A 15,034-nucleotide genomic window follows, 5' to 3' on the forward strand; every position below is an offset into this window, starting at 1 on the left:
CATGGCCTCTCCGACAATGATCTTCGTGCTACGCCTCTGCGTCCTCGCACTGGTTTTTGGCGCGATCGTATGGGGCACGTTTCGCCTGATGTCCTCAGCGCAGGAAACCGCCGCGGTGCGCCGGCAGGTGCGGTCGGTCGGCTCGTTCGACACGGGCCGCCGGGAGCGCGGCGCCAGCGAGGCATGGGGTCGCCTGGTCGCACTCGTCGAGCGCGGCGGCCTCAGCCTTGCAGACAGCAATCCGGATGCGCTGCGTGCCAAGATGATCGCCGCAGGGTTCGAATCACCGGATGCGCCGCGCTTCTACCTGCTCGCGCGGCTGCTGCTGGTGATTGTCCTGCCGGTGGCCTCGATCGGTGTGCTGCTCCTGTCCGGCATCGACGTCTCGGTGTTCAGGCTCTACATGACGGGGCTGCTGGCCGCTGCTGCTGCCCTGCTCGGCCCGACGTGGTATCTGCGCGTGCGCACGGCGAAGCGTTTCACGGCGATCACCAACGGCTTCCCCAACTGCCTCGACCTCATGCTCGTCTGCGTTGAGGCCGGCCTTGGCATGGACGCTGCGCTCGACCGGGTGGGGCGCGAAATGGCCGAGGCCGAGCCGCACGTTTCGCAGATGCTGGTCCGCACTACGCTGCATCTGCGCGCAGGCGCCAGCCGCGAGGAAGCGCTGCGCCGGATGGGCGACCTTGCCGGCGTGGACGAAGTCCGCGCGTTCTGCACGCTGCTGATCCAGTCAGACCGGCTGGGCACCAGTATCGCGGCCACGTTGCGCATCTTTGCCGCCGATATGCGTGAGCGGCGGCGTATGCGCGCCGAGGAAAAGGCTCACCGGCTACCGGTGCTGATATCGGTTCCGCTGATCGCCTGCATGCTGCCCACGATGCTGGGCGTATTGATGCTGCCTGCTGCCATTCGCGTCGTTCGCGACCTGCTGCCTGCCATGATGGGGAAGTGACAATGAAGAACGCTTCAAGATCGGTGAGCCTGGCCGTCGTCCTGGCCATCAGCCTTTCGGGCTGCGGCGTGGCGCGCAAGCTGGGGCTGGCCCCGCAACGCAAATCGGATGAGGCGGAAGTGGCGCAGGCGCCGCGTTCGCCGCTGACGGAAATTGGCCGGTCGCAGCTTGGGGAGGGCAATCCGGGGCTGGCACTGGCCACGTTCCGAAAGGCGCTGGAGGCAGGCGAGGAACGGGCGCCGGTGTTTAACGGACAGGGCGTGGCCTATGCCCGCATCGGCCGAGAAGACCTGGCGGCGATCTATTTCCGGCTGGCGATCGACGCCGATCCCGCCAACGAGCGCTATGCCGCGAACCTCGCATTGCTGCTGCGGAGCAGCGGTGTGCGACATCTGGCTGCGCTCGACGGCGCGGTGACGAGGACTGCCGCGGCAAAGGACGATCCGGCGGAGGCCGTCCTTGCCGCCGCCGCGAGCCCGGATGCCGCGGCGGGGCGCCTCGTCCGGCTCTCGCCCCGCGAGTTCGAGATCCGCACGGTGGGATCGGACGCGCCGGCCATCCGGGCCGGTGTGGGGACGCGGGCCGACGCGCGACAGGCCTTGCAGCACCGCCGCGCCGCCAGCATCGAGCGCAGGTGATCCAGGTGATCCAGCAGATCCCGCTCGCGGTCCTTGCCCTGCTGGGCGCGGTGGGGATGATCTTCGACGTGCGCTGGCGGAGGCTGCCGAACTGGCTCTCGCTGCTCACCATGGTGAGCGGCCTTGCGGTATGCGTCCTCACTGCCGCGCCGGACACCAACATGCTTTCGACCATCGCCAGTCATGTCGCTCATGGGCTGGTGGCGCTGGTGGCGGGCATGGTTCTCTTCCGTCTTGGCGCGGTCGGCGGCGGCGACGCCAAGTTCTATGCCGCGCTGGCCATGTGGCTACCGCTGTCGCGCGCGGCGTTGTTTCTGGGGGTCACGGCCGGGGCAGGGCTGGTCAGCCTTGCCCTGTGGTTCCTCGCGCGTCGCATCGCGGGCAGGCGGGTGGCCGGCCGGCACGGCGATGCGCAGGGCAAGTTCCCGTTCGGCGTGGCGATTGCGCTGGGCGCGCTGGGGGCTTTCGCCATCGGCTGACATCCCGCGCGGCCGAGGTTCGATCGTTGGATAGTGCCCGCGCCGTGCCTGATCGGCGACAAGTCAAAATCTCAATACGATATTGATTTTACGTGAAATCATTCAAATTCTTGAGTCTGGTCGCCGTCTTGAGCGGTGATCGGTCAGAGAAATATTTCGGCGCGTAAATATAGGTCATCAACTGGAAACAGAGGGTGCCTAACGACCGCGGCTTGTCGGCACCAAGTCCTGGACGGGTGTGGGCAGGGGGCGTGGGGGCGCAATCTTATCCTAATGGCACGCAAGCCGGTTGTTCTGTTGCTGGAATCCGATGTCACACGACGTCGGATGATGACCTACAACCTTGAGGTTGAGGTTTTCGAGGTGTTGGCCGCGGAGAGCGAGGACGATGTGGTCGCTCGCCTGACGCAGGACGAGATCGATCTCGCGCTGGTCAACTGGGAAGGGTTCGACAGCGGCATCCTTTCCATCTGCCAGCATTTCAAGGCCAGTGGCAAATACGTTCCGGTACTGGTGATCGCCGGGCCCGAAGGCGAGGAGGAGCGGCTTGCCGCATTCCGCGCAGGCGTGGACGACATCATGCCCAAGCCGTTCTCCGTACCGGAACTCTTGGCGCGGATCCGCGCCATCCTGCGCCGCACGTCACCGGATCTCGGCGGGCGGGTGATCCGTGTGTCCGGGCTGAACCTTGACGTGAACAATGGCCGTGTGTCGCGCGACGGCAAGGATATCCGGCTGAGCCAGACCGAGTTCCGCATCCTGCGCTTGGGCCGGCACCGTCGGTGCGGAAATCAACACCTCGAAGGGTGCTGAAGCTCTCGGCAAGTTCCTGCTCGCCGACGGTTCGGGCAAGGTTGCCGCCGCGATCAACTTCGCTGCGGACAAGGCTTCGGTCAGCGATACCAACGTTCTGCTCAACGGCAAGATCGGCTACATCGGTGCGGACTTCGTGAAGCCCTCGCCGAGCCAGACGCTGGCCGCCGCTGCTCTCGAGCAGGGTGCGACCAACGCCACCTCGAAGCCGCTGTTCGTGATGCCGACCGCGGTCAACGCCACCAACGCTTTCGGCACCAAGATCCTTCCGCCGGAAGCCGACAAGGGCGGCAAGTACGTCAAGGGCGGTCTCTTCAGCCGCTCGGTTCCGGCCGACTGGTACGAAGCGCTCTACTCGGGTGAATCGACCCTCGCCAACCCGGCGGTGGGCTACCCGATCACCGGCACGACCCAGTTCGTTTCGGGCACCTGCTTCGCCGATCCGGCGGTCCGCAACGCGCTGGTCACCTTCCTGACCACCACGCTCGGCAACACGAAGTTTGACGCCACTGGCGCCAAGATTTCGGCCGATATGTTCACCGGCGTGAAGACCGGCAAGCTGGGCCTGCGCGCGCAGATGGGCATTGCCCCGCTGCCGAAGGCCTGGAAGGTCGCAGTGACGGAATCGTTCCTGGTGCGCTCGAAGCAGAAGGACAGCGCGGGCAACCTGCTGGCCGACCGCAACCTGTACATCCAGAACGGCGTGCCGTCGAAGGTTCTGGCCAAGGCTCTGGGCAAGGCGCTTCCGGCGACCTTCGTCACTGCCGACCTGCCGACCACGGTGAACCTCTCGGTCACCCTCGCGGGCAAGACCAAGGCGTACACCAACGTCGAAGCCGGTCCGAACTCGGCTTGCACCATCGGCTCGGGTCTCTGATCCCAGCCTAGGTTGCTGAATTGGGCGGCCCCGGAGAAATCCGGGGCCGTCTTTTTTGTGCCCGCGCGGGAGATGCGCTGCGGTATGACTACGCAGATTGGTTGGTTTTAAACAATCGGACAAAAACTGTCACACACTGCGCATAGCCTTGTCATCGGACGTCATGTCTTCCCTTTCGCACAATGCACGGCACTCGATCGGCAGAAGCGAAGCGGTAACGGCATCTCATGGGGGTCATCCAATTCAGGAAGGATTGTTGAATGACTGATCGATACAAGGCCATTTTGCTTTCTGCCGTGGCCATTTCCGGCTTGGCGGGCGGAACGGCGCGCGCGCAGGTTACTTTTCCCGCTGCCGAACTGCATGCAATGGGCGCTTCCTCGGTCGCGGTGATCCTGCCGCGTGAACTGAACTGCGTCGGTCCCGATGGCGTGACCAAGCAGACGGGCAAGAATGACGGCAGCGTCTCGACCGTCTCCGAAGGCAAGTACACGGGCGTCGATGCGCCGTTCGATTGCGCGACCCGCTCGATCCAGAAGAACATCGGCGGCGTCTATGTCTCCACCGGTTCGGGCGCGGGCAAGACCGCATGGAAGAACATCAACGCTTCCGCGTTCTTCACCGGCGCCGCGGGCGCGGTATTTCCTTCGGCCTTCGGCTCGACGTGGAGCAACCCGCATTTCGTGATGTCGGATTCGCCGATCAGCGCGGCGGACATCAGCACGTTCAACTCGGCTGCCGTGGGCACCAAGAAGGCCGGCGCGGCGTTGCAGATCCCGCTTTATGTCCTGCCCGTGGCTGTCGCCTATAGCCCGATCTATGGTCGCAAGGTGGCCGAAAAGATCGATCTGTCGTTCAGCCTGACGCACCCGGTCGTGGTCGGCGGCGTGAAGGTGGGCGGCCTGCGCCTGTCGAAGCAGGTCTATTGCGGCATCTTCAACGGCTACATCACCAACTGGAACGACAACTGGATCAAGGCGCTGAACACGAAGACCGTGAACGGCGTGCAGGTCGCGGTGTCGCTGATGGACCGGAAGGACAGCACGACGCGCTGGAACACCGATGGCGTTCCGATCCGGCTGGTCGGCCGTCTCGACAAATCGGGCACGACGGACATCTTCACCCGCCATCTGGCCGCGTCCTGCAACGGCGGCATCATGGGGGCCGGCAAGGCCAACAACTATCTCAATGCCGCGGAGGCGCTGCCCTACAGCACTTCGTCGGGCATCGACCTGACCTCGTTCCGCGCGGATTCGCCCTACAAGCCGTCGGGTACCGGCTTTGCCGGGACGGCCAACCTGATCAGCGGCGCGGTGTTCAACGGCACCGCCATCGACACGTCGAAGGGCGCCGAAGTGGCGGGCAAGTTCCTGCTCGCCGATGGCTCGGGCAAAGTCGTGACAGCCATCAACCTTGCTGCCGACCGGCCTTCCGCGAACTCTGCCAATGTGCTGCTAAACGGTAAGGTCGGCTATGTCGGCGCGGACTTCGTCCGGCCGTCCGCTGGCCAGACCCTCCACGCCGCCGCGCTGGAGCAGGGCCTGACCAATTCCACCCCCAACCCCGTGTTCCGGATGCCGACGGCACTGAACGCGGTCAGTGCGTTCGGAACCAAGATCCTGCCGCCGGAATCCGATGCCGCGGGTCGTTACGTCAAGGGCGGCACCTTCAGCCGCTCCAATCCGCTCGATTGGTACCAGGCGCTCTATGCCGGTGAGGCCACGCTCGCCAATCCGGCGCAGGGCTATCCGATCACCGGGACCACGCAGTTTGTCTCGGCAACCTGCTTCACCAGTTCGGCCGTGCGCAATGCGCTTACGACGTTCCTGCACGCTTCGCTCGGCTGGACCCGCGCGGACTATGCCGGCGGCCAGGTTTCTGCCGGCATGTTCACCGGCACCACCGCCGCGAGCTTTGGCCTGAAAGCGCAGATGGGCGTCGCCCCGCTGCCTGCGGCCTGGCGGCTTGCCGCGCGCGAAACCTTCCTGACCCGCTCGTTGCAGAAGGCGGCGGACGGCACGCTGCTGCGTGATCGCAAGCTCTATATCCAGAACGGCCTGCCCACGGCCACCGGCCTGGCCAAGAACAAGTCCAACCTTGTCCTTGCCGCGTCCGACCTGCCCACGACGGCCACCTCGGTGGTGAGCGGCAGGACCGTCTACAATGAAGCTGGTCCCAACCCGAACTGCACTGCCGGCGCGGGTCTCTGATCTCTCGCCTTGCGGCGTGAATGGCGCGGCCCTGGAGCGATCCGGGGCCGCGTTCGTTTGCGGGGAAAGGTGGTTCGGGTTTCATTTTGCCACCTGTCCCCGGGTTGATTTCCTGCTAATCAGTCGGTCGATTAACACGGCGCGATGGTCGCTTGCCCGCTGAGTCGGCGGGAAGGGCACCGGGCGCACAACGGGAGAGGCACCTTGAATCTTGAATTCAGCCCCGAGGAAATCGCGTTCCGCGACGAAGTGCGTGCTTTCATCGCCGAAAGCTATCCCGCGCAGCTGCGCGGCAAGCAGGACGAGGGCGACGACCTGACCAAGGAGGACTTCCTCTCGTGGCACCGCGTGCTGGCCGCCAAGGGCTGGATCGCGCCGGCCTGGCCGGTGGAATACGGCGGCCCCGGCTGGACCGCGACGCAGCGCTACATCTGGTCGGAAGAAACCGCGCGTGCCGATTGCATCCGCATCATGCCCTTCGGCATCACCATGGTCGGCCCGGTGATCTACACGTTCGGCACGGCCGAGCAGAAGGCCCGCTTCCTGCCGCGCATCCTTTCGGGCGAAGACTGGTGGTGCCAGGGTTATTCGGAGCCGGGCGCAGGATCGGACCTTGCTTCGCTGCGCACCCGCGCGGTGCTGACCGATGACGGCCAGCACTATATCGTCAATGGCCAGAAGACCTGGACCACCATGGCGCAGCACGCCGACTGGGGCTTCTTCCTTGTCCGCACCAATCCGGACGCCAAGCAGCAGGAAGGCATCAGCTTCCTGCTGATCGACATGAAGACGCCCGGCATCACCGTGCGCCCGATCATCACGCTGGGCGGCGAGCACGAAGTCAACGAGGTGTTCCTCGAAGACGTGAAGGTGCCGGTCGAAAACCGCATCTACGAAGAAAACAAGGGCTGGACCTGCGCCAAGTTCCTGCTCGCCCACGAACGCGCCGGGATCGCGGGCGTGGCCGCGTCGAAGCGCGGGATCGAGCGCATCCGCGACATCGCCGGCACCGAGATGGACGGCGACAGGCCGCTGCTCGCCAACCCGTTCTATCGCCGCAAGGTGGCCGAGCTGGAAATGGATCTGACCGCGCTCGAATTCACCGAGCTGCGCACACTGGCCAACGAGGCGTCGGGCAAGGGCTCGGGTGCGGAAGCCAACGTGCTCAAGATCAAGGGGTCGGAAATCCAGCAGCGCATCACCGAATTGGCGCTGGAAGCGGCGGGCCACTACGGCGCGCCCTATTTCCGCGGCTTCGGCGAAGGCGACAACGAGCATCCGATCGGTCCCGACTGGGCCACGCGCACCGCGCCCAGCTATTTCAACATGCGCAAGACCACGATCTATGGCGGGTCCAACGAAGTGCAGCGCAACATCATCGCCAAGATGGTCCTCGGCCTCTGAGCTGAGCAACGAAGGCCGACGGAGAGGACAAGACACAATGGACCTGAGCTTTACCGAAACCCAGGATATGCTGCGCGATACGCTGGCGCGCTTTCTGGCGGATACCTACGACTTTGAAACCCGCAAGAAGATGCTCGAACGCCCCGAGGGCCGCGATCCCGGCATCTGGCGCGCGCTGGCGACCGAGCTTGGCATCCTGTCCGCGCCGTTCGCCGAGGAGCACGGCGGCATGGGCGGCGGCGCGATCGAGAACATGATCGTGATGGAGGAACTGGGCAAGGTCATCGCGATCGAGCCGTATCTCCAGACCGTGGTGATCGGCGGCAATGCGCTGAAGTATGCGGGCGGCACCCACGCGAGCGCGCTGATTCCGGCGATCATCGGCGGCGAGGCGATTTTCGCTTTCGCTTATGCCGAGCCGAAGGGGCGCTACGATCTGGCCCGGATCGAAACCACCGCCAAGAAGGACGGTGCGGGCTATGTGCTGAACGGCCACAAGGCGGTGGTCTATGCCGCGCCCTGGGCAACGCACCTGCTGGTCACCGCGCGCACCGGCGGTTCGGGCAGCGATCGCGGGGGCGTGGAACTGTTCCTCGTCGATGCGAAAAGCGCCGGGATTACCCGACGTGACTATCCCACCGTGGACGGCTGTCAGGCGAGCGAAGTCTATTTCGAGAACGTCGCGCTGCCGGGCGATGCGCTGCTGCCGGGCGGTCTGGACCTGATCGAGCGGCTGGTGGATGACGCCACCATGGCGATCTGCGCCGAAGGGCAGGGTGCAGGCCGCAAGCTGCACGAACTGACGCTGGCCTACACCAAGGAGCGCAAGCAGTTCGGCCAGCCGATCGGCAAGTTCCAGGCGCTCCAGTTCCGTCTTGCCGACATGATGGTGGAAGCGGAGCAGATCCAGTCGATGACGCTGATGGGCACGCTCAAGCTGGATACCCCGGCGAACGAGCGCAAGGCCGCGGTCAGCCTCGCCAAGGCCAAGGTGGCCAAGTCGCTGCGTTTCATCGGCCAGAACGCGGTCCAGACGCACGGCGGCATCGGCATCACCATCGAACTCGCCGCAGGCCACTACTTCAAGCGCATGACGATGATCGAGAGCCAGTTCGGCCCGGCCGACCACCATCTCGAACGCTACGAGGCGCTGACGATGCCTGCATGATTGCAGAGATGCGGCGGGCAGGGGCGGCCAACGTCCCGCCCGCCGCGATTTACAGTCCGATGAGGACACGTTCCGGGAGGGGACGCACCATGATCCATCCGCGTTTTGCGCTGGCCGCCACCCTGTTGCTTGCCGTCGCCCCCATCTCTGTAGCCGCTGCTCCCGATCCGGACGCAGCCACGCCGGCCACGCGCGCGGCCAACGCCGCCGCGCTCGCCGATGCGCCGCTGGGCGACACGCGTGACGAGGCATTTGCGGCGCGGGGCTTTGTCGCGACGCGTAAGGATCCGCTGATCCGGGACGCGGATGGGGCCGTGGTCTGGAACCTCGACGCTTTCCGCTTCCTGGCGGGCAAGGCGCCCGATACCGTCAATCCCAGCTTGTGGCGCCATGCCGGTCTGCTTGCGCGGCATGGCCTGTTCAAGGTGACCGACCGGATCTGGCAGGTGCGCGGCTTTGACGTCTCGAACCTGACGTTCGTGCGCGGCGACAAGGGCTGGATCGTGATCGACACCGGCACCACCGTCGAAACCGCAAGGGCGGCGTGGGATCTCGTGATCGAGAGGCTGGGCAAGGCGCCCGTCACAGCGGTGATCTACACACACAGCCACGTCGATCACTTCGGCGGAACGGCGGCTTTCACCGCGGATCTCGCACCCGGTGCGCCGATCGTGGCGCCCAAGGGTTTCCGCGAGGCGGCCATCTCCGAGAATGTCATCGCGGGGCCGGCGATGGCCCGCCGCGCCAGCTACCAGTTCGGCATTCCGCTGGGCAAGGGACCGACCCAGTCGCTCGGCTCGGGCATTGGGGTGGGCACCCCGGTCGGCACGCAGACGCTGGTTCCCCCCACGCAGGAAGTAGATGCGACGGGAACGGTGCTGGTGCTCGACGGCGTGAAGATCCTGTTCCAGTTCACGCCGGGCACCGAGGCCCCGGCGGAAATGAACCTCGGCTTCCCCGACTGGAAAGTCGTCGACATGGCCGAGAACGCCAATGTCACGCAGCACAACATCCTTACCCCGCGCGGCGCCGTGATCCGCAATGCACGGGCCTGGGCGCAGGGGCTGACCGAGGCGATCGATGTTTTCGCGGGGTCCGATACGCAGATCACCAGCCACGGGTGGCCGCGCTTCGGCGCGGGGGAGATCACCGATTACCTTGGCAAGCACCGCGATGCCTACGCCTATCTGCACGACCAGACCGTGCGGTTGATGAACAAGGGGCTGACCGGGCCGGAGATCGCCGCGCGGCTCAAGCTGCCGCCCGCGCTCCAGAAGGAATGGTACGACCGGCCCTACTATGGTTCGCTCAGCTTCAATGCCCGCGCGGTCTATCAATACTACCTGGGCTGGTACGATGCGAACCCGGTCCACCTCGCGCCGCTTCCGCCGGAAGATGGGGGAAAGCGCTATGTCGAGGCGCTGGGCGGCGCGGCGCGGGTGCGCGCACTCGCGCAGGCGGCGTTCGACAAGGGCGACTATGCCTGGGCCGCCGAACTGCTCGACAAGGCGGTCTTCGCCGATCCGGCGGATCAGGAGGCCCGTGCGTTGCTGGCACGCTGCTATCGCCAGATGGCGTGGAGCAGCGAGAATGCGATCTGGCGCAATATGTATCTGACCGGTGCGCAGGAACTGGTCGGCGGGGTAAAACCGATCGAGGCTGCGGGACGCTCGACGCTTGCCGCCTCGCTGCCGCCGACCGACCTGTTCGACGTGCTGGCCACGCGGCTCGATCCGGAGAAGGTGGGCAGCGGCGCGGTGCGGCTGGGCTTCACATTCCCTGACCGCGCCGTATCCTACACGCTGGTCGTCGCCAACGGCGTGCTCACGCATCGCCCCGGTCTTGTCGGCACGCCCGATGCCAGGTTGACCGTGAAATATCCCGATCTCGCCGCCGCCCTGCTGCGCGGCCAGCCGCTGGCGGCCAAGGTCGCTGCGGGCGAGGCGAGCATCGCCGGCGATCCGGCGGCGTTCGGCCGGCTGACTGCTTGGCTCGACAAGCCCGAGCCGCTGTTTCCCATCGTCACCCCCTGAAGGACACGCCATGACGCAGGCCTACATCGTCGATGCGGTGCGCACCCCGCGCGGGATCGGCAAGCCGGGGAAGGGCGCGCTGGCCCACCTGCACCCGCAGGATCTGGGCGCCACGGTGCTGCGCGCGCTGCGCGATCGCAATGCACTCGATACCGGGCGCGTGGATGATATCGTGTGGTCGTGCAGCCAGCAGCGCGGCAAGCAGGGCGGCGACCTTGGGCGGCTCTCGGCGCTCTGGGCGGGCTATGATGTCCGCGCCAGCGGCGTCACGCTGGACCGGTTCTGCGGCGGCGGGATCACCTCGGTGGGCTTTGCGGCCGGGCAGATCATGGCCGGGTTCGAGGACGTGGTGATCGCCGGCGGTACCGAGATGATGAGCCACCACCAGGAGGCTGACGGCTGGGAGCGCGGAACACCCTTCGCGGAGCTTGGCCGCGCGCGCGGCAACTATGCGCTCTATGATGAACACCCGATCTCGGCCGTGGGCGTTGCCGCCGATGCCATCGCCGCGATGGAAGGCATTGCTCGCGCCGATCTGGAGGCGCTGGGCGTCGAAAGCCAGCGCCGCGCGAAAGTGGCCATCGACGAGGGCCGCTTCGCGCGCAGCCTTGTTCCCGTCCACAACCGCGATGGCACACTCGCGCTCGATCACGACGAATATCCCCGCCCGGAAACGACCGCCGAAACGCTCGCCGCGCTGAAGCCGGCGTTCGTGGCGATGGAGCAGGTGCCCGCCGCACCCGATGGCACCACGATGCGCCAGATGATCGAGCGCAAGTATCCCGATTTGCGCTGGGAGCCCGTGCACCACGTGGGCACCAGCTCGGGCGTGGTCGATGGCTCGGCGGCGCTGCTGCTGGCATCCGAACAGGCCTTGGCGGCGAACGGGTGGACGCCGCGCGCGCGGATCGTCACGTCGGTCAACGCGGGGGACTGCCCCACGCTGATCCTCAATGCGCCGGTGCCCGCAGCGCGCAAGGCGCTCGCGCGTGCCGGGCTGACCGTAGCCGACATCGACGTGTGGGAAATCAACGAGGCTTTTGCCGTGGTAACGGAAAAGGCGATCCGCGACCTCGGGATCGACCGCGCGAAGGTGAACATCAACGGCGGGGCGATCGCGCTGGGCCATCCCATCGGTGCGACCGGCTCGATCCTCATCGGCACCGCGCTTGATGAACTGGAGCGTTCGGGCGGCCGCTATGCGCTGGTCACGATGTGCGCGTTCGGCGGTATGGCCCCGGCGGTGATCATCGAACGGATCTAGCGTTTCGCAGGTCAGGCGAAGGCTAGCGCCAGCGTGAGAAGGCCCAATCCGGCTGACAGCGCGGCTCGAAGTGCGAGCCAATCCTTCGGCAAAGTGCTGTGCGGCGCCAGTCTGCGGTCGACCAGCGGGCTTGCCAGCAAGGTGAGGCCCAGCACCACCAGCGACGGACCCGGCCAGCGCCACCCCAGGCACCAGGGCAGCACGGCTGCGAAAGCGATCAGGCTCGGCGCGACGGCAACGGCATGGGCACGCCACGACGGCGTGCGCTGAGTCATGGCCTGCACCCACCAAAGTCCGCCGAGGAACGAGAGGATGAGCGCGGCGTAGAGGCACCCCGCCGCCAGCGCAGCCCAGCGCCACGAGGACCACGCGGCCACCAGGGCTGCCGCTTGCGGCGCCAGCCCGGCCATGCCGAGCCACAACGCGGGCCGGGGTAAGCGATGATGTCCCGGCATGGCCGTCATCGCGCGGCCGCTCCCACGCGGCTATCCGTGGAAAAAGCAGCGGCGGCGATCGCTCCGCCAAGCTGGTGTCCCGAAAGCCACGCCTGTTCAACGCGCGGTCCGCCGAGCCAGTCACCGCAAGCGCCAAGGCCGAGCTGCTCATTCCACAGGAAGCCCGTGCCGGCATCGCCTGAGCGGGCATAGCGCCAGCGATGCGCCACGCAGGACAGCGGCGGGGGCAGGGCGGTGCCCACCGCCTGCGCCAGCGCTTCCAGCAAAGCGGCGGCGACGGCATCGGCCGGGTTTTCCAGATGGGCGCGGCTCCATGCGGGCGAGGCATGAACGATCCACGCCTCCGGGCCTTGCCGACCTGGTTTGGCGGAATTGCGCGCCGCCCATGCAATTGGTCCCCGATCGCGCAGGATCGGGGGTCCCGCCAGCGGCTCGGGGAATGCGAACATTCCTGCCCAGCACGGTTCCGACGGGCAGCGTACCGCGGCGCGCGCCATGGCCAGGTCGCTCAGCCCCAGCAGCGACGCGGCCTGCTCCGCCGGCAGCGCAACCACAACATGGTCGAACGGGCCGGCGGTGCTTCCCTCAAGCAGCAGGTGCCACCCGTCCGCCTTTCGGGCCATGCCGCGCACGAACGCACCCTGCGCGATATCGAGTTGCTGCGCGAGATGGCGGGGCAGCGCATTCATGCCCGGCACGCCCACCCATGCGTCAGCCCCGGCCTCCGGCCAGCGCGCGACGATCCCGGCTCTGGACCAGTCTTCGACGTGCCGGGCGAACAGCGCATCGCGCGCGGTGAAATATTGTGCGCCGTGGTCGAACGAGGCCTCGCCGATCTCGGTGGACACACGGCGGGTGGAAAGGCGTCCGCCGGGGCCGCGTCCCTTGTCGAAAAGGCGGACGTGCGCTCCGGACGCGGACAAGGCCTCGGCGCAGGCGAGGCCGGCGATGCCGGCGCCGATGATGGCAATCTTGGGCGACATGTTTGTGATCCGGCTCAGGGCCGACCCATCAGGCTCAGGACCTCGCGCCGGGTGCGCGGATCGTCGAGAAACACGCCCAGCATCCGGCTCGTCACCATGTTGACCCCATGCGTGCGAACCCCGCGGCCGGTCATGCAGCCGTGCTGCGCCTCTATCACCACCGCAACGCCGCGCGGCTGAAGGTGCTCCTGGATGCACTGTGCGACTTGCGCGGTCAGGCGTTCCTGCACCTGCAAGCGGCTGGCGAAGCCGTGCAGCACGCGCGCCAGCTTGGAAATGCCGACCACGCGGTCTTTCGGCAGGTAGGCGATGGAGGCCGTGCCGGTGATCGGCGCCATGTGATGTTCGCAGTGCGACTGGAAGGGGATGTTCTTCAGCAGCACGACCTCGTCATAGCCGCCCACCTCGTCGAACGTGCGCGACAGGTGCAGCCCCGGATCGGTGGCATAACCCTCGCAATATTCCCGCCAGGCACGCGCGACGCGGGCCGGGGTGTCGATCAGTCCTTCGCGCGTGGGATCGTCGCCCGCCCATTCGATCAGCGTGCGGATTGCTGCGGCGACGTGATCCGGGACCGGCAGCTTGCCGTCCCCGCCATGCCCGTCAGCGCTATGCTCCCCGTCACCGCTATGCCCGTCGTCGCCATGTCCGTCGTCGTGGGCCGGGCACATATCTCGCACCATCAGGTTCATCGGTCGGTCTTTCGTTATGATCCATCGGCGATGGCAGGCGGCGCGGCGGGCGCAAAGCTGGACCAAAGGGAAGAGATTGGACTTCCGCTCCTGACTTGCTACGCACCGCGGATGCCCATTGCAGAAATGATCGAAGCAGGGTCGGTCGCCGCCGTCGTAAGCGACCCCCGGTTGCCGGACAATCCCATCATCGCGTGCAACGATGCGTTCGTGCGTCTCACCGGCTATGACCGGGACGAGATCATCGGCCGCAATTGCCGCTTCCTCCGGGGCGAAGGCACCGAACCGGAACTGATCGAACAGTTGCGCGACAGCATTCGCCGGCGCCAGCCGGTGATGGTCGAGATTCTCAATTACAAGAAGAACGGAACGCCGTTCCGCAACGCGGTCATGGTCGCGCCGATCTTCGACGCCGACGGCGAGGTCGAGTATTTCCTCGGCTCGCAGGTGGAGGTGGGCAGCCCCGATACGGCATCCGACACCCGGCGCGCCGCCGCTCTGGACCGGATCGCGGGGCTTACGAAACGCCAGCACGAAATCCTGCTGATGATGGCGGCGGGCAAGCTGAACAAGCAGATCGCTTGGGATCTTGGCCTCAGCGAACGCACCATCAAGATGCACCGCGCCGCAATGTTCAGGGCGCTGGGCGTCCACACCAGCGCCGACGCGATCCGCGTCGCGGTCGAGGCCGGGCTTTGACGGGCGACCGCTTCTGACGCGTTAGGGTTTCATCGCTGCTGCTCCGGAAAGGGAGCGCAAGGCGATGATTCTCCTCGTTATCGTGGCGGTGGGCTGGGTGCTTGCGACGGGCGCGGTCTATTGCACGCTGGTGCGCGGGCAGTGGCTGCTCAAGGCCGCGATGCTGGCGGTCAGCGGGGCGATAGGCGCCGCGGTGGCTCGCCTCGTGCTCTATGTCGGCTCCGATGGCACCGGCGGAAACTGCGCGCTGGCCCTGTGCATGGGAGCCATGGCGTTCACGTTTGCGGCGGAAGCGCAGCTGCTGGTCTGGGGCGTGCGCCGGTCGGATCAGAACGGATAACCGCCTGCGCCGACCGGCAGACCC

At 66.4% G+C, this 15,034-nt stretch carries 15 protein-coding genes; 12 read left to right on the forward strand and 3 right to left on the reverse strand.

Annotated elements, in window-relative coordinates; all coding sequences use genetic code 11:
- The first annotated feature begins 1 nt into the window (after window position 1).
- The 10 genes from OLX02_RS02090 to OLX02_RS02135 all read left to right on the forward strand — a co-directional run bounded on the left by OLX02_RS02090 (window position 2) and on the right by OLX02_RS02135 (window position 11,841).
- On the forward strand, window positions 2–955 hold the full coding sequence (locus tag OLX02_RS02090) for a type II secretion system F family protein (RefSeq protein WP_264419798.1): 954 nt from the start codon (window positions 2–4) through the stop codon (window positions 953–955).
- A gap of 2 nt (window positions 956–957) precedes the next feature.
- Complete coding sequence (locus tag OLX02_RS02095) at window positions 958–1,593, forward strand: tetratricopeptide repeat protein (protein WP_264419800.1); 636 nt, start codon at window positions 958–960, stop codon at window positions 1,591–1,593.
- A 5-nt stretch (window positions 1,594–1,598) separates the two neighbouring features.
- Window positions 1,599–2,072: a prepilin peptidase gene (locus tag OLX02_RS02100; protein ID WP_264419801.1), complete on the forward strand. Its 474-nt coding sequence runs from the start codon at window positions 1,599–1,601 to the stop codon at window positions 2,070–2,072.
- A 273-nt stretch (window positions 2,073–2,345) separates the two neighbouring features.
- Complete coding sequence (locus OLX02_RS02105; protein ID WP_264419803.1) at window positions 2,346–2,885, forward strand: response regulator transcription factor; 540 nt, start codon at window positions 2,346–2,348, stop codon at window positions 2,883–2,885.
- Window positions 2,886–3,021: 136 nt separating this feature from the next.
- Complete coding sequence (locus tag OLX02_RS02110) at window positions 3,022–3,762, forward strand: hypothetical protein (RefSeq protein ID WP_264419804.1); 741 nt, start codon at window positions 3,022–3,024, stop codon at window positions 3,760–3,762.
- Between the two features lie 260 nt (window positions 3,763–4,022).
- Window positions 4,023–5,972, forward strand: coding sequence for a substrate-binding domain-containing protein (locus tag OLX02_RS02115; protein ID WP_264419806.1), 1,950 nt, complete (start codon window positions 4,023–4,025; stop codon window positions 5,970–5,972).
- 204 nt (window positions 5,973–6,176) lie between these two features.
- The gene (locus tag OLX02_RS02120) at window positions 6,177–7,376 is read left to right on the forward strand and encodes an acyl-CoA dehydrogenase family protein (RefSeq protein ID WP_264419809.1); all 1,200 of its coding nucleotides are present in this window, start codon (window positions 6,177–6,179) and stop codon (window positions 7,374–7,376) included.
- A gap of 37 nt (window positions 7,377–7,413) precedes the next feature.
- Entirely contained in the window at window positions 7,414–8,544 is a 1,131-nt protein-coding gene (locus OLX02_RS02125) for an acyl-CoA dehydrogenase family protein (protein WP_264419811.1), read from the forward strand.
- 89 nt (window positions 8,545–8,633) lie between these two features.
- Window positions 8,634–10,577 (forward strand): alkyl/aryl-sulfatase, encoded by a 1,944-nt coding sequence (locus OLX02_RS02130; RefSeq protein WP_264419813.1) that lies wholly within the window; start codon window positions 8,634–8,636, stop codon window positions 10,575–10,577.
- A 10-nt stretch (window positions 10,578–10,587) separates the two neighbouring features.
- The gene (locus OLX02_RS02135) at window positions 10,588–11,841 is read left to right on the forward strand and encodes an acetyl-CoA C-acetyltransferase (RefSeq protein WP_264419815.1); all 1,254 of its coding nucleotides are present in this window, start codon (window positions 10,588–10,590) and stop codon (window positions 11,839–11,841) included.
- An 11-nt stretch (window positions 11,842–11,852) separates the two neighbouring features.
- Here OLX02_RS02135 and OLX02_RS02140 read toward each other — a convergent pair whose 3' ends face one another.
- The 3 genes from OLX02_RS02140 to folE are packed head-to-tail and all read right to left on the reverse strand — an operon-like array spanning window position 11,853 to window position 13,971.
- The gene (locus OLX02_RS02140; protein ID WP_264419816.1) at window positions 11,853–12,305 is read right to left on the reverse strand and encodes a DUF3429 domain-containing protein; all 453 of its coding nucleotides are present in this window, start codon (window positions 12,303–12,305) and stop codon (window positions 11,853–11,855) included.
- Window positions 12,302–13,279, reverse strand: coding sequence for an NAD(P)/FAD-dependent oxidoreductase (locus OLX02_RS02145; RefSeq protein WP_264419818.1), 978 nt, complete (start codon window positions 13,277–13,279; stop codon window positions 12,302–12,304). Before OLX02_RS02145 ends, OLX02_RS02140 begins: the two co-directional genes overlap by 4 nt.
- Before the next feature lie 14 nt (window positions 13,280–13,293).
- Complete coding sequence (gene folE, locus OLX02_RS02150) at window positions 13,294–13,971, reverse strand: GTP cyclohydrolase I FolE (protein ID WP_413630033.1); 678 nt, start codon at window positions 13,969–13,971, stop codon at window positions 13,294–13,296.
- 111 nt (window positions 13,972–14,082) lie between these two features.
- Between folE and OLX02_RS02155 the strand changes: the two genes are divergently transcribed.
- Window positions 14,083–14,670, forward strand: coding sequence for a PAS domain-containing protein (locus OLX02_RS02155; protein WP_264419821.1), 588 nt, complete (start codon window positions 14,083–14,085; stop codon window positions 14,668–14,670).
- A gap of 64 nt (window positions 14,671–14,734) precedes the next feature.
- Complete coding sequence (locus OLX02_RS02160; protein ID WP_264419823.1) at window positions 14,735–15,010, forward strand: hypothetical protein; 276 nt, start codon at window positions 14,735–14,737, stop codon at window positions 15,008–15,010.
- Window positions 15,011–15,034 lie beyond the last annotated feature (24 nt).

Origin of the sequence: Novosphingobium sp. KCTC 2891, from assembly GCF_025938155.1 — a bacterium.
Classification (GTDB): domain Bacteria; phylum Pseudomonadota; class Alphaproteobacteria; order Sphingomonadales; family Sphingomonadaceae; genus Novosphingobium.

What these genes read in the sequence shown, in the direction of transcription:
- OLX02_RS02090 (WP_264419798.1), top strand. Translation starts at nt 2, where the DNA reads ATGGCCTCTCCGACAATGATCTTCGTGCTACGCCTCTGCGTCCTCGCA.
- OLX02_RS02095 (WP_264419800.1), top strand. Translation starts at nt 958, where the DNA reads ATGAAGAACGCTTCAAGATCGGTGAGCCTGGCCGTCGTCCTGGCCATC.
- OLX02_RS02105 (WP_264419803.1), top strand. Translation starts at nt 2,346, where the DNA reads ATGGCACGCAAGCCGGTTGTTCTGTTGCTGGAATCCGATGTCACACGA.
- OLX02_RS02115 (WP_264419806.1), top strand. Translation starts at nt 4,023, where the DNA reads ATGACTGATCGATACAAGGCCATTTTGCTTTCTGCCGTGGCCATTTCC.
- OLX02_RS02125 (WP_264419811.1), top strand. Translation starts at nt 7,414, where the DNA reads ATGGACCTGAGCTTTACCGAAACCCAGGATATGCTGCGCGATACGCTG.
- OLX02_RS02130 (WP_264419813.1), top strand. Translation starts at nt 8,634, where the DNA reads ATGATCCATCCGCGTTTTGCGCTGGCCGCCACCCTGTTGCTTGCCGTC.
- OLX02_RS02135 (WP_264419815.1), top strand. Translation starts at nt 10,588, where the DNA reads ATGACGCAGGCCTACATCGTCGATGCGGTGCGCACCCCGCGCGGGATC.
- OLX02_RS02140 (WP_264419816.1), bottom strand. Translation starts at nt 12,305, where the DNA reads ATGACGGCCATGCCGGGACATCATCGCTTACCCCGGCCCGCGTTGTGG.
- OLX02_RS02145 (WP_264419818.1), bottom strand. Translation starts at nt 13,279, where the DNA reads ATGTCGCCCAAGATTGCCATCATCGGCGCCGGCATCGCCGGCCTCGCC.
- folE (WP_413630033.1), bottom strand. Translation starts at nt 13,971, where the DNA reads ATGAACCTGATGGTGCGAGATATGTGCCCGGCCCACGACGACGGACAT.
- OLX02_RS02155 (WP_264419821.1), top strand. Translation starts at nt 14,083, where the DNA reads ATGCCCATTGCAGAAATGATCGAAGCAGGGTCGGTCGCCGCCGTCGTA.
- OLX02_RS02160 (WP_264419823.1), top strand. Translation starts at nt 14,735, where the DNA reads ATGATTCTCCTCGTTATCGTGGCGGTGGGCTGGGTGCTTGCGACGGGC.